General features: G+C 41.3%; 1 pseudogene. It reads left to right on the top strand.

What is annotated here, in order from left to right:
• Nucleotides 1-477, top strand: a pseudogene (locus tag GMA8713_RS27960) (integrase); the annotation flags it as partial.
• Between the last annotated feature and the right edge of the window lie 99 nt (nt 478-576).

Genomic DNA, 576 nt, shown 5'->3' with positions numbered 1-576 from the left:
AAAATGGCGAACGGTGAACGGATTGCAGGTGGCAAAGGTCAAGCAATGGTTGCTGAAATCAGTCGTGAAGGTGAAAGCTATTTTGAAAATTGGGTAAACAAACGCAAGTTATCAATTGATTATTGGATTGATCAGTTAACTAACGGTAAGGCGCACTTACATGCTGTTGCTCCTAGTATGTATTGCACCAACACTCAATGTTCAATGCGCATCAATATTGATTTAAGTGAGTGTGTGGACTGCGAATACGATTTTATTGAAAACGCTGTTTATGCCGAATCTTCTCGCATGGATGCGATGAGAAATATTGAGTTTCTAAAAGAATGCGGTGAATTGAACTCCAGTGCCGCAACTAAATACTTTATGCAGGTAAAAGCGGCAGAGGCGATCATGGATGATTTGGGATTCGACCATGATAAGTATGAGTTTGCAGAAGATGTGCGGAGTTTAGTTATAAACACGATAATGGTGGCGTAAGACATGACAGATAGAACGGAATTAAGCTCAACAGAAAAGCAGTTGAGAGAAGCTCTGAAGCGTCTTATTGACAAACAGCCGACCCACAGGGAGTTGAAG

Source organism: Grimontia marina (assembly GCF_900060185.1).
Classification (GTDB): domain Bacteria; phylum Pseudomonadota; class Gammaproteobacteria; order Enterobacterales; family Vibrionaceae; genus Enterovibrio; species Enterovibrio marinus.
The sequence above is the reverse complement of the archived record's forward strand: the minus strand, read 5'-3'. Positions and strand labels throughout refer to the sequence as shown.